The sequence below is a fragment of the Glycomyces sp. TRM65418 genome (genome assembly GCF_019710475.1).
Classification (GTDB): domain Bacteria; phylum Actinomycetota; class Actinomycetes; order Mycobacteriales; family Micromonosporaceae; genus Glycomyces.
In genome coordinates this window covers 252,493-271,918 of record NZ_JAJFAX010000001.1, presented here as the reverse complement: position 1 = coordinate 271,918, position 19,426 = coordinate 252,493, and the positions used below count along the sequence as shown (strand labels likewise).

The following is a 19,426-nucleotide window of genomic DNA, read 5'->3' as shown; positions in this document are numbered from 1 at the left end:
CCATTGGCTTCAGTAACGGGCGCTGACCGCCCACGGAAGAAGATCCAGCGCAAGCGCCTGCCAGTCGCCCCCTATTTCACGGCGCTGCTCCTGGTGCTCGCGATCCTGTGGGTGTCCGCGCTGGCGGGTTCCGGATGGAAGTTCCCCACGCCGAAGCTCGGTCTCGACCTGCAAGGCGGCCTGTCGATGACGCTCACGGCCTACCAGCAGGGGAGCGACGAGCCCCCCTCGGCCGAGACCATGGAGCAGGCCCGCCAGATCATCGAGAGCCGCGTCAACTCCACCGGCGTCGCCGAGCCCGAGGTCTTCGTCGAAGGCACCGAGAACATCGTGGTCAACGTCGCCGGCGACGACATCGACGAGCAGGCCCTCCGCGACGTCGGCGCCCCCGCCGAACTCCGGTTCCGCATCGTCACCAACTCCGTCGCCGACACCTCCGCGCTCGAGGACGCCCTCGCCGAGGAGACCCCGGCCGAGGAGCCCACCGACGAGGGCGCCGAGACCCCCACCGCGGAGTCCTCCGAGGCCCCGGCCGAGGACGCCTCGGCCACCCCCACCGACGAGGCCACTGAAGAGGCCCCCGGCTCCGGCCAGGCCGCCGGCACCGACGACGTGAGCCCCACCCTCGACGACGTGTGGGCGAAGGTCGGCCCTGACGCCGCCGCCGCGGCCCAGGCCCTCACCGCCGCCCCCGACGAGTCCACCCTGCCCCTGCTCGAGCCCTTCGGCGAGCTCACGCCCGAGGAGGTCTCGCTCCTCCCGGCGCCCGTCCAGTTCTACGTCCCGCAGATCTCCTGCGAGCAGCTCGACAACCGGCCGCCGGGCGCCGTCCAGCAGCCCGACATCGAGGTCACTGCATGCTCGGCCCCCGAGTCCGCCGCGGCCGAGGACCCGACGCTGACGTTCTCGTACAAGTACCTCCTCCAGCCGGCCACCGTGCTCGGCTCGGACGTGACCTCGGCCGACGTCGGCAACGACCAGGCGAACCTCAACCAGTTCGTCGTCAACGTCCAGTTCTCCGCCGAAGGCGCCGAGAAGTGGGGGGCCCTCACCACCGAGAACCTGCAGTCGCAGGTCGCGATCGTCCTCGACAACGAGGTCGTCAGCGCCCCCACCATCCGGGAGGTCTCCACCAACTCGACGCAGATCTCCGGCGACTTCAGCGCGGACGAGGCCAACCAGCTCGCCGACCAGCTCAACTTCGGCTCGCTCCCGACCACCTTCGTGGTCGAGACCGTCAACGAGGTCACCGCGACGCTCGGCGTCGACCAGCTCGAAGCCGGCCTGCTCGCCATGCTGTTCGGCCTCATCCTGGTCTTCCTCTACTGCATGGTCTACTACCGGCTGATGGGCTTCCTGGTCCTCGGCAGCCTCCTCGCCGCCACCGTCGTCCTCTACCCGACCGTGGCGCTGCTGGGCTCCCAGATCGGCCTGACGCTGACCCTCGCGGGCATCGCGGGCTTCGTGGTCGCCATCGGCATCACCGCCGACTCCTTCATCGTCTACTTCGAACGCATCAAGGAGGAGATGGCGGGAGGCCGGTCGTCCCGCTCGGCCGTCCCGCGCGCCTGGGTCAGGACCCGCCGGACCATCCTCTCGGCCGCGGCCGTCTCGATGCTCTCCGCGATCGTCCTGTACATCCTGGCGATCGGCCCGGTCCGCGCCTTCGCGTTCGCCCTCGGCCTGTCGACCCTGGTCGACGTCATGGTGGTCTTCCTGTTCACCCACCCGATCGCCGAATGGCTCACCCGAGGCAACCTCCTCAACAAGCCCCGCCTGTCCGGGCTGCACACCAAGACGGCCCCGGCCACCGGCGACGCGGCCGCGAAAGGCTAAGGAACTCCGATGAGCACCAAGCAGACCGAAAAGCGACCCGGCGTCCTCAGCCAGCTCTACCGCGGTGAGACGAACTTCCAGATCGTCCAGCACCGCAAGCGGTTCTACATCGCCTCCGCGGTGGTCGTCGCCGCGCTCGTCGTGGTCATGATCGCCAAGGGCTTCGTCCTCGGCATCGACTTCGCCGGCGGCATCATGTACAACGTGCCCGCCGCCGACACCTCGGTGTCGCTGCAGGAGGTCGAGGACGCGGCGGAAGCGGCCGGAGCCGAGGTCGCCTCGGGCCAGGTCGCCGGCTCCGGGGACGGCCGCTCCTACATCGTCCGTGTCGGCACGCTCGAGTCCGACGAGTCGGTCGCGGTGGAAGCGGCCATCGCCGAGGCCACGGGCCTGGACCCCGACGACATCTCGGTCTCCGAAGTCTCGGCGACCTGGGGCGAGTCGGTGTCCCAGCAGGCCCTGATCGCGCTGGTGGTCTTCCTGATCCTGGTGTCGATCTTCATCTGGATCCGGTTCGAGCGGCGCATGGCCATCGCCGCCCTCGGGGCGCTCATGCACGACCTCGTGCTCACCGCGGGCATCTACTCGCTGGTCGGTTTCGAGATCACCCCCTCCACCATCGTCGGCATGCTGACGATCCTGGGCTACTCGCTCTACGACACGGTCGTGGTCTTCGACAAGGTCCAGGAGAACACCGCGCAGCTGCTCCAGACCCGGATGAAGACCTTCGCCGAAGGCGTCAACGACGCGATCAACCAGACGCTCATGCGGTCGATCAACACCACCATCATCGGCGTGCTGCCGGTGGCGGCGCTGCTGTTCGTCGGCGTCGGCATGCTCGGGGTGGGCACCCTGAAGGACCTCGCGCTGGTGCTGTTCGTCGGCATGATCGTGGGCACGTACTCCTCGATCTACCTGGCCTCGCCGTTCGTCGTCGACATGGCCGAGCGCAGCGCGGTCTACCAGCGCCACAACCAGAAGATCGCCAACAAGCGCGCCGGTGTGGACGACGAGGGGAAGCCGCTCCGCAAGTCCGCGGCGAAGCCCGGGCAGGTCGACGAGGACGACGACCGCCTCGTGCTCGCCAAGAGCGACGAGATCCCGCTGGAGCTCCTGGAGGAGCGCACCAAGGCCGCGAGCGGCGCCCCGGCCCGCTCGGGCGGACCGTCCCGTTCCGGTGGACCGTCCCGGCCGGCCCCGAAGAAGCGCCGGCGCCGCTAGCGCTCTGCGAACCGACGAAACGGCGGGCGGACCTCTTCGGTCCGCCCGCCGTTTCGCGCTGGTGGCTCCATCGAGAGCCCGCGGCAGTTCGCCTCGACTACTCGGTGCGCCGTTCGTCCCTCATCCCGCCGACGGTGTCATGCGCCCGTTCCTTGGCGGAATCGGAGACGTCGTCGATCCTATCGCCCGACTCGGACCCTTTGGCCTTGTTGTACAGATTCTCGGCCTTGTCCTTCATGTCCTCCGTGTTGTCGGAGAACTTGTCCTTCGCCTCGTTGAACTTGTCCTGCATACCCACGATGCAAACCCCTCCCTGTGTGAGTCGGTATCACTATATGAGCAGAGTGACTCCTGTGAAGGAAGTTTCCAGAGTTTCCGTACACCCCCGGTCGACCGCCGAACGCTACTGCGGGATGACGCGCGCGGGAGACCTCGATCCCTAGCGTCGGGCCCATGAACGCACAGCACCCCAGCGGACGGGCCAGGACCGCCGTCGTCATCGGCGGCGGCGTCGCCGGACCCGTCGCCGCCCTCGCGCTCCAGAAGGCCGGGATCGCGGCCACGGTGTACGAGGCCCACCGACCCGGCACCGGCTCCAAGGGCGGGCCGCTCACGCTCGCTCCGAACGGCCTGAGCGCCCTGCGCGTGGTCGGCGCCGACGCGGACCTCGCCGAAACCGGCATCCCCACCCCGCGCATGGTCGTCCACTCCGGTGCCGGCAAAGTGCTCGGCGCGATCGAGCACGCACCCGAACTGCCCACAATGGTCACCCTCTCCCGCGGCCGCATGACCGAGCTCCTCCAGGCCCGCGCCGAGGCCGCCGGCGTCCCGATCGTCTACGGCAGGCGCTTCGTGGACGCCACCGACACCGGCCGCAGCGTCATCGCCCAGTTCGACGACCACACCACCGCCGAAGCCGATGTGCTCATCGGCTGCGACGGCATCCGCTCCACTGTGCGCAGTCATATCGACCCCGCCGGACCCCGGCCGCGCTACACCGGCCTCATCGGCCTCGGCGGGTTCATCGAAGGACCCGCGGGCGTCGTGGACACCGGCGGCGCCTTCCACATGGTCTTCGGCCGCCGGGCCTTCTTCGGGCACCTCTCCGACGGCGAGCGCACCGGCTGGTTCGCCAACCTTCCCGTCAAGCGGCTCGACCGCGACGCCTTGCGGGCCACGGCCTTCGAGGAGTGGACGGCGCGGATGCGAGCGGCCTTCGCCGACGACGCGAGCCCGGCCCTGCGGCTGCTCGACCACGTCACCCCCGCCTCCTTCATCCCGCCCTCGCCCCTGGAGGACCTCCCGCACCTTCCGCACTGGTCCAAGGGCCGCATCGCGCTCATCGGCGACGCCGCGCACGCCGCCTCGCCCTCCTCCGGCCAGGGCGCGAGCCTCGCGGCCGAATCGGCGATCGAACTGGCCCGGTGCCTCCGCGACCTGCCCGTCGATCGCGCCTTCCAGGCCTACGAGGCGATCCGCCGGGGCCGCGTCGAACGGATCATCGCCGCCGCGGCCCGCACCAACCAGTCCAAGGCCGCCGGTCCGATCGCGGCCCGCATCCGGGACGCCGTGATGCCGTTCGTCATGGAGCGCTTCATGACTCCGGAGCGAACCGCGTGGCAGCACGCCCACGCCATCGACTGGGGCCGCCGCGTCCGCTGAACGCCCGCGCGGGCCTCCGCACATGCGGAAGGTTTCACGAATCGGCGCCGCGGGCATCCGCCATCGCATTCGAAGAGGACCGTCACCGAATCGATGGGAGTGCCGTGCAACCGCTCTGGTACCGCAACGCCGTCATCTACGCCGTCGACCCCGCCATGTTCCGCGACTCCGACGGGGACGGATGGGGCGATCTGCGCGGCATCACCGACCGGCTCGACCACCTCCGCGGACTCGGCGTCACCTGCCTGTGGCTCCTGCCGTTCTACCCCTCGCCGTTCCGCGACGGCGGCTACGACATCACCGACCACCTCGGCGTGGACCCCCGCTTCGGCGCGCTCCCCGACGTGGTCGAACTCCTGGAGGAGGCCGAGGAGAACGGCATCCGCGTGCTCCTCGACCTGGTCGTGCAGCACACCTCCGACCAGCACCCCTGGTTCCAGGAGGCCCGCTCCGACCCCGAATCCCCCTACCGCGACTACTACATCTGGTCCGACGAGCCGAAGGACACCGGGCAGGAACCCATCTTCCCGACCGTCGAGGACGACATCTGGACCTGGGACGAGCAGGCCGGCCAGTACTACCGGCACGTCTTCTACTCCCACGAACCCGACCTCAACCACGCCAACCCCGCGGTGCGCCGCGAGATCCGCCGCATCATGTCCTTCTGGCTCCGGCTGGGCGTCTCGGGCTTCCGCGTCGACGCCGTGCCGTACATGGTCGAGGCCGCCGGAGCGGCCGACCCCCATGAAGGCGGCGCGTGGCTGCTGCGCGAGATGCGCGAACTCGTCTCCCTGCGCCACCCCGAAGCGGTGCTCATGGGCGAAGTCGACGTCCCCATCGAGGAGTACAACGACTACTTCTGCGACGGCCGCGGCATGACCATGCTGCTCAACTTCTGGCTCAACAACCACATGTTCCTCGCGCTCGCCCGCGGCGACGCCGAACCGGTGCACCGCGCCCTGGACGCGATGCCGCAGCCGCCCCACCTGAGCCAGTACGCCAACTGGCTGCGCAACCATGACGAGCTCGACCTCGAACGGCTCAGCGACGCCGAACGCGCCGAGGTGATTGAGGCCTTCGCACCCGATGAGGACATGCGCCTCTACGGCCGCGGCATCCGGCGCCGACTCGCCCCGATCCTCGGCGGCGACGAACGGCGCATCGCCGCCGCCCACGCCCTGCTGCTCTCCCTGCCCGGCGCGCCGGTCCTGCAGTACGGCGACGAGATCGGCATGGGCGACGACCTCTCCCGCCGCGAACGCCTCTCCGTCCGCATCCCCATGCAGTGGAGCTCCGACGAGCACGCCGGATTCTCCTCCGCCCCGTCCGATCGGCTCGTCGCGGAGCCGGTCCGGGACGGACCGTTCGGCTACAGGGAGATCAACGTCTACGACCAGCAGCGCCGTCCTCACAGTCTCCTGAGCAGGATCGGCGACCTGGTCCGAGCTCGTCACGGCCTCCGCCAGATCGGATTCGGCCGCCACCGCGTCATCGACACCGGCTGCCGGTCCGTGGTGGCCCTGCGCCACCAGGACGACGGCGACGGCGTCGCGATCACCCTCGTCAACCTGAGCGGCGAGGACGTCAAAGTGCAAGTCCCCGACGACCTGGGCGACCTCGTCGACGTCATGGCCGACAGCGACTATCCGCCCGACGAGGACCAGCCGCGCCTGCTGCGGCTGCGGGGCCACGGGTACCGCTGGATGCGGCCCCGCGCGAGCGTCTTCGACTGAACGAGAGGGAGTCACCGGTGGAGATCGGATACCACGCATCGCACGAGCAGTTCGCGCCCTCGCGCCTGGCCGCGCTGGCCGCCGCCGCGGAGGAGGCCGGATTCGAGGCGGTCCTCTCGTCCGACCACTTCTCGCCCTGGAGCGCCGACCAGGACGAGTCCGGGTTCGCCTGGACCTGGCTGGGGGCCGCGATGGCCCACACCACGGTGCCCTTCGGCATCGTCACCGCCGTCGGCGACCGCTACCACCCGGCGATCACCGCGCAGGCCATCGCCACCGTGGAGGAGCTGTTCCCCGGGCGCTTCACGCCCGCGCTCGGCAGCGGCCAGGCACTGAACGAGCACGTCACGGGCGCGCACTGGCCGCGCAAGCCCGAACGGAACGTGCGGCTGCGCGAGTGCGCGGACATCATCGGCCGCCTGCTGGACGGCCAGACGGTCGACCACGAGGGCACCGTCACGGTGCGGGGCGCGCGCCTCTACACCCGCCCCGAGACGCCACCGCCGCTCATGGCCGCCGCGCTCACCCCCCGCACCGCCCGCGAGGTCGCCCCCTGGGCCGACGGCCTCATCACCGTCAACGCCGCCCCCGAGCACCTCCGCGAGGTCATCGACGCCTTCCGCGAAGGCGGCGGCGAAGGCAAGCCGGTCCACCTGCAGGTCCACCTCTCGTGGGACCCCGACGAGGACCGCGCCCGGGCCCAGGCCTGGGAGCAGTGGCGCTTCTGCGTCCTGCCGCCGATCCTGAACGAGGAGCTCGAACTGCCCGAGCAGTTCGACGCGGCCTGCCGGCACATTCCCGTCGACGCGATCGATCCCGGCGTCCACATCGGCGCCGACCTCGACCGGCACGCCGAACAGCTCGCCGCTTACGCGGACATGGGCTTCGCCCGCGTCTACGTCCACCAGGTCGGCCCCGAGCAGGAACGATTCATCGACGCCTTCGGCGAACACGTCCTGCCGCAGCTCGGCGTTTGACGGACACCGGCTCAGACGGATGCCGCCGCCCGCCGTTCGGCGACATCGACCGGGTGGGGGACGGGCGTGCACCGACACGAACGAGTGGTACATGGCGCTGGTCGGCCCGGAACATGGAACGCTCCAATGATGACTCCCGCACCCTCCCCTCCTCCGCCTGATCCCGCCGCAGAACAGGACCGGATCGCCGAATCGGAAACGTCATCGGCACTTCCGTCCACCACCCCGGGCCTGTGGCGGCCCAATGGCCCGACTGCGCCGCCGGTCCGTCGACGGCCCGACCTCCGCCTCATATTCTCAATCGCCGCCGCGGTGGCCGCCTTCTTCGTCGGGCTCATCGTGGGTCTCGCCAGCGGCGGCTCCGACGGCGCCGGCGCATCGGACCCCGATATCTTCGAGTCCGCAAAGGAGACCTGCGCGTCCGGCTCCTCTGACATCCGAATCGGCGACGACGGTGACACCTTGAGCATCGACCGAGCCGGTGCCGAGGAAATGCCCGGCGCGACCCTCCTGCAGCTCGACTGCCTCCTCGAAGAGCTCGACGTTCCGTATGCCGTCGTCGACCGGATCCAGAACACTCGTGCGCTCGACGGCTATCAGGAGGCGACGTTCGACGGTCTCACCGCGACGTGGAACTACCATCCGGACGATGGCCTGAATATGACCGTTACCCGGGTGGGATGACGACGGTGCCGCCGCGGCGGGCCGATCGGGTCAGCCTGCGACGGCCTGGCGGAGTTCTTCGATGAAGGCCTCTTCGGCCGGGGTGATCGCGACCTTTCGGCTGAAGAAGCCGGCCGGCTTCGAGCTGGCCGCCTTCGCGACGTCGGTGGCGATGCTGATCAGCCACGCGCCGTACGCCGCCGCGTCCTCCGCAGCGGCCCGCTCGTGCAGGAGTACCATCGCCTGCCGCGCCATGTGGAGCGCCTTGGCCATCGCCTCGTCGGTGAACGGCAGTTCCCGGTCCTCCTCGATCGAGGAGCCGCTGTCGCGCAAGGAGATCGCCACCGACTTCACGAGCGGGTTCCGGTGCTGCTGGGCCTGGCGGAACGCCTTGGCGCCGGCCGTCACCTCCTTGAGGAACGCGATCGGCTTCCTCAAGCCGTCGGACACGATCGCGCCCTTCAGCACCACACCGGGAGTCGTGACGATGAGGGCGCGTTCGTCCTCGTTGAAGTCGGACAGGTCCGTCATGGCATTGCTTCCTCTTGCGGCAGTGGGGGACCGCCACACCATACTGCGGACGGGCTCGCCCGGCGAGACGAGGTCGACGCCTCAGGCGCGCTCGGCGCCGGTGAGGCGGTAGGCGTCGTAGACGCCGTCGATCTTGCGGATGACCTTGATGATGTGGTCGAGGTGCTCCGGGTTGGCCATCTCGAACGTGAAGCGGGACAACGCCACCCGGTCGCGGGTCGTGGTGACCGTGGCCGACAGGATCGAGACGCGCTCGCCCGAGAGGACCTGCGTGACGTCCGCGAGCAGGCGGTGCCGGTCGAGCGCCTCGACCTGCACCGTCGCCACGAAGGTCGCCTGGTCGTCCTCATGGGACCAGTGCACCTCGAGCACCCGGTCCGGCTGGAGTTCGATGCGCTCCTCGGCGTTCTCGCAGTCCCTGCGGTGCACCGAGATCACGTGGTAGCGGGTGGCGAAGCCGATGATCGAGTCGCCAGGGATCGGGTTGCAGCAGTGGGCGAGGCGCACCGGCATCTCGCCCTCCTCCATGCCCGACACGGTGACGGCGGCGTGGATGTCGCCGTGCGCCTCCGGCACGATCCGGGCCGGCTGGGTCGGCGCGGTGGCCTCGGCCATGTCCTCCGCGGCGCCCTCGGCCCCGCCCTGCACGTCCAGGAGCCGCTGCACGACCTGCGTCGGCGAGACGTGGTGCTCGCCCAGGGCCGCGTACAGCGCCTCGACGTCCTTGAGGTTCAGGTCCTTCGCCAGCGAGGTGAGGTTGTCGTGCGTGAGCATGCGCTGCAGCGGCAGGCGGCGCTTGCGCATCGCCCGCGTCAGCTCGTCCTTGCCCAGCTCGATCGCCTCTTCGCGGCGCTCGCGCTTGAAGTGCTGCTTGATCTTGGTGCGGGCGCGCGGGCTCTTGACGAACCCGAGCCAGTCCTCGCTCGGGGTGGCGTTCTCGGAGTTCGAGGTGAAGACCTCGACCACGTCGCCGTTCGACAGCGTCGACTCCAGCGGCACGATCTTGCCGTTGACCTGCGCGCCGATGCAGCGGTTGCCGACCTCGGTGTGCACGGCGTACGCGAAGTCCACCGGGGTCGATCCGGCCGGGAGGGCGATCACGTCGCCCTTGGGGGTGAACACGTACGCCTCGGAGGAGGCCAGGTCGAACCGGAGCGCGTCCAGGAACTCCGACGGGTCGGCGGCCTCGCGCTGCCAGTCCAGCAGCTGGCGCAGCCACGCCATGTCGTCGATGTGCGCCGGAGGGCCGGCCACAGTGGAGTTCTTGGTCTCCTTGTACTTCCAGTGCGCGGCGATGCCGTACTCGGCGGTGCGGTGCATCGCCCACGTGCGGATCTGCATCTCGACGGGCTTGCCGTTCGGGCCGATCACCGTGGTGTGCAGCGACTGGTACATGTTGAACTTCGGCATCGCGATGTAGTCCTTGAAGCGACCCGGCACCGGCTGCCAGTTCGCGTGGATCACACCGAGCGCCGCGTAGCAGTCCCGCTCGTCCTCGACCAGGATGCGCAGGCCCACCAGGTCGTAGATGTCGTTGAAGTCGCGGCCGCGCACGATCATCTTCTGGTAGATCGAGTAGAGGTGCTTCGGCCGCCCCGACACCTCGGCCTTGATCCGCGAGCCCTTCAGGTGGTCCTTGACCTGCGCGACGACCTGCTGGAGCAGCATCTCCCGCTGCGGGGAGTGCTCCGAGACCAGCCGCGCGATCTCGGAGTAGCGCTTCTTGTAGAGGGTCGCGAAGGACAGGTCCTCCAGCTCCCACTTGATGGTGTTCATGCCCAGGCGGTGGGCCAGGGGAGCGAGGATCTCCAGGGTCTCGCGGGCCTTCTGCTCCTGCTTCTCCGGCGGGAGGAACGTCAGGGTCCGCATGTTGTGCAGCCGGTCGGCGAGCTTGATGACGAGCACCCGCGGGTCCTTCGCCATGGCGACGACCATCTTGCGGATGGTCTCGGCCTTCGCGGCGTCGCCCAGCTTGACCTTGTCCAGCTTGGTCACGCCGTCGACCAGGAGCGCGACCTCGCCGCCGAACTCCTCGGACAGCTCGTCCAACTGGTAGTCGGTGTCCTCGACCGTGTCGTGCAGGAGCGCGGCCACGAGCGTGTTCGTGTCCATGCCCAGCTCGGCGAGGATCGAGGCGACCGCGAGCGGGTGGGTGATGTACGGGTCGCCGGACTTGCGGAACTGCCCGTTGTGCAGCTCCTCGGCCCGCGTGTACGCCTGCTGGAGCAGCCGCACGTCGGCGCGCGGGTGGGCGGCCCGGTGGGCGGCCACGAGCGGTTCGAGGACCTCGGGCAGCTGGGACGACTGCCAGGGCGCGTTGAATCGCGCCAGCCGGGCCCGCATCCGCCTGCCGGTCGGGGGCCCTATGGGGCCGCCCGAGGCCGACGCGGCGTCAGCGGTCTTGCCGGTCGCGGCTCGTTCGGTCACCACGCACGCCTCCTCGGTCTCAACACGGCCTACAGTTTCTCAAAGCTCGACAGAGCTTTGATGCCCATCCTACTTGGCGATGCGTGCGAGCCATAAATTCGGCTGGCCGTGCGGGCCAGTGTGATCCCCCACCGACGGCGGGACGCGGGACACGCTCTCCTGCACGTTCGCGGGGCGTGCGCGCCCACCGGCGGGCTTACATCACGCCCGCGGCGGCCACCTGCTCCACGATGTCGAGGCCCGACGTCACCTGTCCGAGGACGGTGTAGTCCGCGGGGAGGCTCGTGTCCTCGTAGACGATGAAGAACTGGCTGCCGGTGGTGCCCGCGCCGGCGTTCGCCATCGCGATGGTCCCGGCCGGGTAGTTCGCCTCGGCCTCGACCGGCAGGTTCTCCTCCTCGTACTGGTAGCCCGGGGAGCCCGCGCCCGCCATCTCGGGGGTGCCGGCCTCGATCGCGCCGCGCGCGTCGGGGTCACCGCACTGGAGGACCCAGATGCTCTCGGTGGTCAGCCGGTGGCACTGCTGGCCGTCGAAGTAGCCCTCTTTGGCGAGGTAGGTGAACGACCCGGCGGTGCACGGCGCGCCCGCGGTGTCGATCTCCGCGGTGATCGTGCCCAGGTTGGTCACGATCGTCATCTTCTGCGTGCCCGCGGCGGGCTGCACCGACAGCGGGGTCGGGCTGGTGCCGTCGACCGAGGTGTACATGCACGACTCGGTCGCCGAGGCGTCCGGGGTGCTCATCTGGAGGCATTCGAGGTACACGTCCTGGGCGGGACGCCCGTCAGTGAGGCCCTCGGTCGGCGTGCCGAGCGCGCCCTCCCCGCTGGGCTCGACGTCCGCGCAGCGGTCCGAGGCGGCCTCGGCCTCGTCGACCAGCTCGGCGACGTCGGGGTCCGACGCGCCGGCCTCGTCGTCGTCCGCGCCGAAGACCGTCACCGCGCCCCAGGCGACCAGCACCAGGGCCACGAGCGCGGCCACGCCGCCGATGCTCCACAGGACGGTGCGCTTGCGGCGCTCTTCCTCGGCCTTCACGGCCATGCGCTGCTGCAGTTGCTGCCGGGCGGCCAGGCGCTGGGCTTGTTTCGACGCCACCGTCGGATCTCCTTCGCGCGGTTAGGGGTGCTTACTCGGTCTCGGTGTCGGCAGGGGTCTCGGCGGACTCCGCGGTGGGCGTCGCGGTCGGGTCCGCCGTGGCGCTCGGGTCCAGGGACGGCATCTCGGTGATCTCCGAGGTGGGGGTCTCCTCGGCCGCGGGCTCCTCGTCCTCGAAGAACCCCGTCTGCCACAGGAACGCGAGGGTCAGCACGGCGGCGATCGCGATGAGCCCGAACAGCGCCTGGAGCTGGCGGCGGCGGCGCAACTTCTCCGCGAGGCGCGCGTTCTTCTTCGCGTTCGCGATGCGCTGCTTGCGCTGCTCCATGTGCTTGGACTTGGCGGGCACCTGGCCTCCTCGGTCGACCGGTCTGGGTGAACGCCGCGTGCGGTGCATACCGCTCGCGCGTTCCGGGGGGTACGAGTTCCGCAGTCTAACGGGGCCACGTCAGACGCGTCACCGCAGGATGCCCCGTGTATCCTGACCCGGCGAAGGGAGGGGGAGCGGTTGCTCATCGAGACGCTGGTGGCGGATGCGTTCGGCACGAACTGCTACGTGCTGTCGGCCGGTCCCGGATCCGAATGCGTGGTCGTCGACCCCGGCATCGGCATCGCCCCGCGCCTGGACGACCTGCTCGCCGAGCGGCGGCTCAAGCCCGTCGCCGTGATGCTCACCCACGGCCACCTGGACCACACGTTCTCCGTGGCCCCGGTGTGCGGCGCCTCCGACGTGCCGGCCTTCATCCACACCGACGACCGCCACCTCCTCGAAGACCCCGCGAAGGGCTTCAGCGCGAACATGATGTCGCTCGTGGGCACCGGTCTCGAGTGGACCGAGCCCGACGACGTGCGGGCGCTCGCCGACGGCGCGGTCGTCGAGCTCGCCGGGATGCGCTTCACCGTCGACCACGCGCCCGGCCACACCGCCGGCTCGGCCATGTTCCACACCGCGGGCGCCGAGGCCCCGTACACCGTGACCGGCGACGTGCTCTTCCGCGGCGCGATCGGCCGCACCGACCTGCCCGGCGGCTCCGACGCCGCCATGCAGGACACGCTGCGCGACAAGGTCCTCCCGCTCGACGACGCGACGATCGTCCTCCCCGGGCACGGCCCGGCGACCACCATCGCGGCCGAACGCGCCCGCAACCCGTACCTCAAGCGCGCGGCTCAGCGCGCCCATTAGCCGCGGCCTCGCCGCGCGCATCGTTCCACCGAACCAACGCTAGGAGACCGCCATGTCACGACCTCAGCCGCTCTCGGGCTTCCCCGAACTGCTGCCCCGGCAGCGGATCGTCGAGCAGCAGGTCGTCGACCATCTCCGCCGCGCCTTCGAGCTCCACGGCTTCGCGAACCTCCACACCCGCGCCGTCGAGCCGATGGACCAGCTCCTGCGCAAGGGCGAGACTTCGAAGGAGGTCTACGTGCTGCGCCGCCTCCAGGCCGACGCCGAGGGCGGCGACGCCGGACTCGGCCTCCACTTCGACCTGACCGTGCCCTTCGCCCGCTACGTCCTCGAGAACGCCGGGAAGCTCAACTTCCCGTTCCGCCGCTACCAGATCCAGCCCTGCTGGCGGGGCGAGCGCCCCCAGGAGGGCCGCTACCGCGAGTTCCTGCAGGCGGACATCGACATCGTCGACCTGGGCGAGCTGCCCGCGCACTACGAGGTCGAGGTCGCGCTGGTGATCGCCGACGCCCTCCGCGGCCTGCCGCTGCCGCCCGTGCGCATGCACGTCAACAACCGCAAGCTCTCCCAGGGCTTCTACCAGGGCCTCGGCATCCACGACACCGACGAGGCGCTGCGGATCATCGACAAGCTCGACAAGATCGGCCACGACGCGGTCGCCAAGCTCCTCATCGACACCGTGGACGCCACGCCCGAGCAGGCCGAGGCCTGCCTCAAGCTCGCCTCGATCAGCGCCGAGGACACGTCGTTCGTGGAGGAGGTCCGCGCCCTGGGGGTGTCCGATCCGCTGCTCGACGAGGGCCTGAGCGAACTGGCCGCCGTCGTGGACGCCGCCGCGAAGGAGGCCCCCGGGTTCGTCGTGGCCGACATGAAGATCGCGCGCGGCCTCGACTACTACACCGGCACCGTCTACGAGACCGTCATGGAGGGCTACGAGGGCCTCGGCTCGATCTGCTCGGGCGGGCGCTACGACAAGCTCGCCTCCGACGGCAAGCACACCTATCCCGGTGTGGGACTGTCGATCGGCGTCTCGCGGATCCTGGTGCCGCTGCTGCAGGCCGGCAAGATCGACGCCACCCGCGAGGTGCCCACGTGCGTGATCGTGGCGCTCGCCGACGAGGAGGACCGGTCCGCCGCGAACGCCCTCGCGCAGCGCCTGCGCCGCCGCGGCGTCCCGACCCAGGTCTCGCCCTCGGCCGCCAAGTTCGGCAAGCAGATCAAGTTCGCCGACAAGCGCGGGATCCCCTTCGTGCTCTTCACGAACGAGGAGGGCACGCAGATCAAGGACATCCGCTCCGGCGAGCAGACCACCGTGGACGTCGACGCCTGGGAGCCCCCGGCCGCGGACCTCCACCCGACCATCGTCGCCGAGTAGGCCGACGCGAGCACGGGCCGCGCTCGTGACGAGTGCGGCCCGTGCTCGTCTCCCCGCACGGGCCGGGCGGCAGGGCCGGCCGGCGGGTCGCGCACCGGTCGGCCCCGCACGGCCGATCGCCATGTCCCTCTTACCGCGCGGTGGCGGCCCTCCGGGCGGCGCCGGTCCCGGCGCCGCGGACGCGCTGGTGGCGCTTGAGGACGCCGATGCCCGGGTGGGCGACGCCCCAGGCCGCGCCCTTGCAGACCAACTCCTTGTACCGGGCGGCGAAGCGGCCGCGGAGCGAGAAGCTCCTGGCCTGGTCGTCCGCGGTCACGTACTGGATGAGGCCCTCCGAGCGGCCCAGGCTGATGCACTGGTTGAAGTAGCGCAGCGGCGTGCGCTTCGCCTTCCCGCCGGCGAGGCGGGCCGCGATCGCATCGGCGGCCTGCCACGCCATCGGGATCCCCGACGCGCAGGACATGCGCAGCGGCTTCCCGGCGTCGCCGATCGCGTAGCCGGCGTCGCCTACGGCGTACACGTCCGGGTGCGACACGGAGGCCATGGACCGGTCCACGACGATCTGGCCGTTCGCGGTGGTCTCCAAGGTGGTCGCGGCGGCGATCGGATGGACCGCGAAGCCGGTGGTCCACACGGTGACCGCCGAGGGGATCTCGGCGCCGTCGTCCGTGACGACCGCCCCGGCCTCGACCCGGGCGACCGCGGTGTGCTCGTGGACCTGGACGCCGAGCCCGGCGAAGACCTTCCGCAGGTGCGCCCGCCCCTTCGGGGAGACCCAGTCGCCCAGGCCGCCGCGGGCGACGAGCGACACGCGCAGGTCGGGTCGGGCCTCGGCGAACTCGGTCGCCGCCTCGATGCCGGTGAGGCCGCCGCCGACGACGGTGACCGTGCCGCCGGCGTCCAGGCGCGCCAGGCGCTCCCGGAGCCGCAGCGCGCCCGGTCGGCTCGCGATCTCGTGGGCGTGCTCGACGACGCCGGGGACGCCGTGGTCGTTCGAGCGGCTGCCGAGCGCGTAGACGAGCGTGTCGTAGTGGAGTTCGTCCGCGCCGTCCGCGTCGACGACGGCGACGGTCTTGCGGTCGGCGTCGACGGCGGTCACTTCGGCGAGTCGCAACCGGACGCCCGTGCCCTCGAACATCTCGGCCAGCGGCCGTGGCGTGAGGTCCTGGCCCGCGGCCAGCTGGTGCATCCGGACCCGTTCGACGAAGTCGGGCTCGGCGTTGACGAGGGTGACGGCGACGTCCTCGGGGTGCAGGCGGCGGGCGAGGCGCCCGGCGGCGGTGGCCCCGGCGTAGCCGGCGCCGAGGACGAGGATGCGGTGCTGCATGGCCTTGCTCCTGTCTGGTTCGGGTTCGCCACCTGAACCGGACGGCCCGCCGATTCCTGACAGGTCTCGGGAGTGAAGCCGATCACATATCGTTACCAGGCCCTGAGCAGCGGCGCTTCGTGCTCGGCGGCCGCCCACCGCCGGGCCGCGCGTCCCAGCTTGTCGGGGTTGACCTGGTTGCGGATCGCGACGATCCCCTCGGCGGTGACCTCCAGGCACATGACGGCGAAGACCCGCCCCTCGACGACCACCACGACGGCGGGGTCGCCGTTGGCGGTCGTCGCGTACACGTCGGCGGGCCCGCCGAGGAGGTTCCGCTTGGCCTCGCCGGGCTTGAACAGGCCCCAGATGAACTTGGCGACCGCGATCGCGCCCTCGAAGGGCTTGGCGCGGGCCGGGACCTTCCCGCCGCCGTCGCCGACGGAGGTGGCGTCCTCGGTGAGCAGCCGCACGAGCGGCTCGGTCCGGCCGCTGGTGGCGGCCGCGAGGAACTCCTCGACGATCCGCCGCGCGGCGGCCTCGTCGATCTCGGCGCGGGTCCTGCCCGCGGCGAGGTGCTTCTTGGCGCGGTGGAAGATCTGCTGGCTGGCGGCCTCGGTGAGATCGAGGATCTCGCCGATCTCGCGGTGCGAATACGCGAACGCCTCGCGCAGCACGTACACGCCGCGCTCCACAGGAGACAGTCGTTCCATGAGGGTGAGCACGGCGAGCGACACCGACTCGCGCTGCTCGACGGTGTCGGCAGGGCCGAGCATCGGGTCGCCCGCGAGCAGCGGCTCCGGCAGCCATTGGCCCACATAGGTCTCGCGCCGCGTCCGTGCCGAGGTGAGCTGGTTGAGGCATAGGTTGGTGAGCACTTTCGTCAGCCACGCCTCCGGGACCTCCACGAGGTCGCGGTCGGCGGCCTGCCAGCGCAGGAACGCCTCCTGCACGGCGTCCTCGGCCTCGCTCGCCGACCCGAGCAGGCGGTAGGCGATGGCCTCCAGGCGCGGCCTGGAGGCCTCGAACCGGTCGAGTTCGCTCACGGTCACGGACATGACCCGATCGTAGCCCGCGGGCCGGTGCGCGAGCCGGGTCGCGAAGGGACCCTTGGTCACACCTCTTTGACGCAGTAGATCGCGGTGATCGAGTCGATCTCGGGGTCCCAGTCGCGGCCGGCCGCGATCGCGGTGTCGGTGTAGTAGTACTGGGTGTTGCCCGAGCCCGCGCACGCGTCGGCGGCGGCCACCGCGTGGTACGGATCGGTCGGATCGGGGTCCTCGGGGTTCTGCACGATCTTGAGGACGCTCCAGTAGGCGTCGGGGGACTCGCAGTCGACGACGTAGAAGCCGGTGGTCACGTTCTCGATGCACTCGCCCTCGACGGGCACGCGGTAGACCGACTCGCCCTCCGAAGTCGCCTCGGCCGTGGGCTCCGCCTCCGTGGTCGCCTCCTCGGTGGGCTCGGCCTCGGAGGTCGCCTCGGCACTGGTGGTCGAGGCGGCGTCGGGGTCGCCGTCGTCCTTGTTGAGATTCATGACCAGCAGGACGCCGCCGCCGATGACCACGAGGAGCACCACCGCGAGTGTGGCGATCAGCGGGATGTTGGCCGAACCGCCGGGCGGGGGCGGCGCGGCCTGGCCGGGCTGGAAGGGGCCGACGGGCGGCCCCGGAGGACCGGGAGGGGCCGGCTGGTACCCGCCCGGCTGCGCGGGCGTGTACGCGGGCCCGGGGGAGTAGGGCTGCCCGGGCGGGGCGCTGCCGGGCCGGAGGTTCAGCGGCGGGTTGCCGTACCCGGAGCCGGGCCCGTACGGGTCCGGACGCGAATAGGGGTCCGCGTCGGTCGTGTAGTGCTGCGGCCCGGGGGAGGGCTGCCCGGGGCCCGGCGGCTGGCTGGGATCGTAGGGGTTCTGGGGCGGATAGGTCATGGGGGTCTCCGTCGCGTGGCCGGGCTCAGGGCGTCGTGGGTGCGCTTGCGGTCCATCATATTGGGCCCCTGCGAGCGGGCGTGCCGCCAGGAACGCGAGAGGGCCGCCCCACAGCCGGGACGGCCCTCTCGCGTTCGCCGCGGACCAGTGCGGATCCGTGCGTTCGACTAGTAGGTGGTGGAGGCGCAGAGGACGCCGGTCACCGGGTCCGAGGTGGTGACCTCGGTCGCGGTCGGGTCGGTGATCTGGTAGATCGAGAAGTAGTAGTCCTCGGCGCCGCACTGCCCTTCGCCCTGCGCGAAGATCTCGTCGTCGGTCATGGCGACCGGAGGATCGATCGGGATGGTCACGGTGACTTGGTAGGAGGCCGAGGCGCAGTCGGTGACGAACCAGCCGTCGTAGTCCTCGTTGAAGCAGTCGCCGACGTCGGGCATCCGCGGGGTGCGGCCGGACGCGTCCGGCTTGTCGACGGATTCGACGCAGATCAGGTAGTCCAGCCTGCCGCCGGAGGCGTCCACGACGTAGTTGTAGTTCTTCCACGTCTGGCCGAACTGGTAGCTGAGGATCTCCTCGCCGCAGATCGCGGTGATGGGGGCCAGGTCCTCGGCGTAGCCGCTGGCGTCCGCCCGGATGTCGTCCACGTCCTCGTGCACCGAGGTCACCGACCACAGGGCGTCCGCGGACGAGCAGTCGACCAAGAGATCGGCGAGCGGGTCCTCGGACGTGCTGAAGGCGTAGTCCCACGACGAGAGGCAGTCGCCGGTGGCGACGCCCGCGCTGGTGTCCGAGTCGCTGATGTCCTGGAGGGCGTGGCCGGCGTCGCCGTCGTTCGCCACGAGCCGGATGACGAAGAAGATGCCGAGGCCGGCCACGGCCAGGACCGCGGGCACGATCTTCCACAGCAGGCCCTTGCCGGTCTCCTTGGCGAAGTTGCCGAAGCCGCCGCCTCCGCCGCCCGGCGGGATCGGCGGGGGCGGGGGAGCCCCGTAGGCGCCGCCGGGCTGCGGCGGGTAACCGGGCTGCTGGGGCGCGCCGTACCCGGGCTGCTGCGGGGCGCCGTACCCGGGCTGCTGCGGGGCGCCGTACCCGGGCTGGGACGGCTGGCCGTACGGCTGCTGCGGGGCGTACCCGCCCGGCTGCGGCGGCGGCGGATAGCCGGGCTGCTGCGGCTGCTGCCCGTAGCCAGGGGGCGGGGGATAGCTCATTGGTGCATAGCTCCTTGCGAACGTACTCTGAAAGGGGGGTTCGAAGCACGGGAGAGGCGCCGTGCGATATCGGATCACTCTAGCCACCGGCTGCCACGGCCCCGGCGCGGACCGCCCGTCCGCCCCGGTCGGTTACGCGGCCGTTGCGATTCCGTTGCGTCAAGGGCGCGTTGCAGGAGAAAAACCGCGCCACCTGCTCGGATCGTAGGACGATGGTGTCCGCCAGATGAGCGATGCATTACACTCGTCTGACACTTTGCATTCTCTCGGGCCGACGTCGTCCCGTA

17 protein-coding genes are annotated in these 19,426 nt (G+C 70.7%); 8 read left to right on the top strand and 9 right to left on the bottom strand.

The window, feature by feature from the left end:
• The first annotated feature begins 3 nt into the window (after positions 1-3).
• Positions 4-1,836 carry a protein translocase subunit SecD gene (secD, locus tag K3N28_RS01130; protein ID WP_228090634.1) on the top strand — a complete coding sequence of 611 codons (1,833 nt, stop codon included), beginning with the start codon at positions 4-6 and terminating at the stop codon, positions 1,834-1,836.
• 9 nt (positions 1,837-1,845) lie between these two features.
• Positions 1,846-3,057 carry a protein translocase subunit SecF gene (gene secF, locus K3N28_RS01125; protein ID WP_228090633.1) on the top strand — a complete coding sequence of 404 codons (1,212 nt, stop codon included), beginning with the start codon at positions 1,846-1,848 and terminating at the stop codon, positions 3,055-3,057.
• Positions 3,058-3,154: 97 nt separating this feature from the next.
• Here the strand turns inward: secF and K3N28_RS01120 are convergent, their stop codons facing one another.
• Complete coding sequence (locus K3N28_RS01120) at positions 3,155-3,349, bottom strand: hypothetical protein (protein ID WP_228090632.1); 195 nt, start codon at positions 3,347-3,349, stop codon at positions 3,155-3,157.
• Between the two features lie 161 nt (positions 3,350-3,510).
• On the opposite strand from K3N28_RS01120, the gene K3N28_RS01115 reads away from it, so the two are divergent.
• The 4 genes from K3N28_RS01115 (at position 3,511) to K3N28_RS01100 (ending at position 8,113) form a co-directional block, all read left to right on the top strand.
• Positions 3,511-4,719, top strand: a complete 1,209-nt coding sequence (locus tag K3N28_RS01115) for an NAD(P)/FAD-dependent oxidoreductase (RefSeq protein WP_228090631.1) — start codon at positions 3,511-3,513, stop codon at positions 4,717-4,719.
• 104 nt (positions 4,720-4,823) lie between these two features.
• A complete protein-coding gene (locus K3N28_RS01110) occupies positions 4,824-6,452 on the top strand; it encodes an alpha-amylase family protein (protein WP_228090630.1) in 1,629 nt (542 codons plus the stop codon).
• 17 nt (positions 6,453-6,469) lie between these two features.
• Positions 6,470-7,429, top strand: a complete 960-nt coding sequence (locus K3N28_RS01105) for a TIGR03885 family FMN-dependent LLM class oxidoreductase (protein WP_228090629.1) — start codon at positions 6,470-6,472, stop codon at positions 7,427-7,429.
• Between the two features lie 126 nt (positions 7,430-7,555).
• Positions 7,556-8,113: a hypothetical protein gene (locus tag K3N28_RS01100; RefSeq protein WP_228090628.1), complete on the top strand. Its 558-nt coding sequence runs from the start codon at positions 7,556-7,558 to the stop codon at positions 8,111-8,113.
• A gap of 30 nt (positions 8,114-8,143) precedes the next feature.
• On the opposite strand, the gene K3N28_RS01095 is transcribed toward K3N28_RS01100, so the two are convergent.
• The 4 genes from K3N28_RS01095 to K3N28_RS01080 all read right to left on the bottom strand — a co-directional run bounded on the left by K3N28_RS01095 (position 8,144) and on the right by K3N28_RS01080 (position 12,492).
• Entirely contained in the window at positions 8,144-8,623 is a 480-nt protein-coding gene (locus K3N28_RS01095) for a hypothetical protein (RefSeq protein ID WP_228090627.1), read from the bottom strand.
• Positions 8,624-8,704: 81 nt separating this feature from the next.
• Complete coding sequence (locus K3N28_RS01090; protein WP_304608667.1) at positions 8,705-11,053, bottom strand: bifunctional (p)ppGpp synthetase/guanosine-3',5'-bis(diphosphate) 3'-pyrophosphohydrolase; 2,349 nt, start codon at positions 11,051-11,053, stop codon at positions 8,705-8,707.
• Positions 11,054-11,246: 193 nt separating this feature from the next.
• A complete protein-coding gene (locus K3N28_RS01085) occupies positions 11,247-12,143 on the bottom strand; it encodes a peptidylprolyl isomerase (RefSeq protein WP_228090626.1) in 897 nt (298 codons plus the stop codon).
• A gap of 31 nt (positions 12,144-12,174) precedes the next feature.
• Positions 12,175-12,492 carry a hypothetical protein gene (locus tag K3N28_RS01080; RefSeq protein ID WP_228090625.1) on the bottom strand — a complete coding sequence of 106 codons (318 nt, stop codon included), beginning with the start codon at positions 12,490-12,492 and terminating at the stop codon, positions 12,175-12,177.
• Between the two features lie 159 nt (positions 12,493-12,651).
• Here K3N28_RS01080 and K3N28_RS01075 point away from each other — a divergent pair, with 159 nt between their 5' ends.
• Both K3N28_RS01075 and hisS read left to right on the top strand, forming a co-directional pair.
• Positions 12,652-13,326: an MBL fold metallo-hydrolase gene (locus K3N28_RS01075; protein WP_228090624.1), complete on the top strand. Its 675-nt coding sequence runs from the start codon at positions 12,652-12,654 to the stop codon at positions 13,324-13,326.
• A gap of 52 nt (positions 13,327-13,378) precedes the next feature.
• Entirely contained in the window at positions 13,379-14,701 is a 1,323-nt protein-coding gene (hisS, locus tag K3N28_RS01070; protein WP_228090623.1) for a histidine--tRNA ligase, read from the top strand.
• A gap of 130 nt (positions 14,702-14,831) precedes the next feature.
• On the opposite strand, the gene K3N28_RS01065 is transcribed toward hisS, so the two are convergent.
• The 4 genes from K3N28_RS01065 to K3N28_RS01050 all read right to left on the bottom strand — a co-directional run bounded on the left by K3N28_RS01065 (position 14,832) and on the right by K3N28_RS01050 (position 19,139).
• A complete protein-coding gene (locus tag K3N28_RS01065; RefSeq protein WP_228090622.1) occupies positions 14,832-16,028 on the bottom strand; it encodes an NAD(P)/FAD-dependent oxidoreductase in 1,197 nt (398 codons plus the stop codon).
• A 92-nt stretch (positions 16,029-16,120) separates the two neighbouring features.
• Positions 16,121-17,065, bottom strand: coding sequence for an RNA polymerase sigma-70 factor (locus K3N28_RS01060; protein ID WP_228090621.1), 945 nt, complete (start codon positions 17,063-17,065; stop codon positions 16,121-16,123).
• 56 nt (positions 17,066-17,121) lie between these two features.
• On the bottom strand, positions 17,122-17,934 hold the full coding sequence (locus tag K3N28_RS01055) for a hypothetical protein (RefSeq protein ID WP_228090620.1): 813 nt from the start codon (positions 17,932-17,934) through the stop codon (positions 17,122-17,124).
• Between the two features lie 167 nt (positions 17,935-18,101).
• Positions 18,102-19,139, bottom strand: coding sequence for a hypothetical protein (locus tag K3N28_RS01050; RefSeq protein ID WP_228090619.1), 1,038 nt, complete (start codon positions 19,137-19,139; stop codon positions 18,102-18,104).
• Between the last annotated feature and the right edge of the window lie 287 nt (positions 19,140-19,426).

Bases quoted from the DNA above. Each gene is read 5' to 3' on its own strand.
- K3N28_RS01055 (WP_228090620.1), bottom strand. From the start codon at position 17,934: ATGACCTATCCGCCCCAGAACCCCTACGATCCCAGCCAGCCGCCGGGC.
- K3N28_RS01060 (WP_228090621.1), bottom strand. From the start codon at position 17,065: ATGTCCGTGACCGTGAGCGAACTCGACCGGTTCGAGGCCTCCAGGCCG.
- K3N28_RS01065 (WP_228090622.1), bottom strand. From the start codon at position 16,028: ATGCAGCACCGCATCCTCGTCCTCGGCGCCGGCTACGCCGGGGCCACC.
- K3N28_RS01100 (WP_228090628.1), top strand. From the start codon at position 7,556: ATGATGACTCCCGCACCCTCCCCTCCTCCGCCTGATCCCGCCGCAGAA.
- K3N28_RS01120 (WP_228090632.1), bottom strand. From the start codon at position 3,349: ATGCAGGACAAGTTCAACGAGGCGAAGGACAAGTTCTCCGACAACACG.
- K3N28_RS01115 (WP_228090631.1), top strand. From the start codon at position 3,511: ATGAACGCACAGCACCCCAGCGGACGGGCCAGGACCGCCGTCGTCATC.
- secF (WP_228090633.1), top strand. From the start codon at position 1,846: ATGAGCACCAAGCAGACCGAAAAGCGACCCGGCGTCCTCAGCCAGCTC.
- K3N28_RS01095 (WP_228090627.1), bottom strand. From the start codon at position 8,623: ATGACGGACCTGTCCGACTTCAACGAGGACGAACGCGCCCTCATCGTC.
- hisS (WP_228090623.1), top strand. From the start codon at position 13,379: ATGTCACGACCTCAGCCGCTCTCGGGCTTCCCCGAACTGCTGCCCCGG.
- K3N28_RS01050 (WP_228090619.1), bottom strand. From the start codon at position 19,139: ATGAGCTATCCCCCGCCCCCTGGCTACGGGCAGCAGCCGCAGCAGCCC.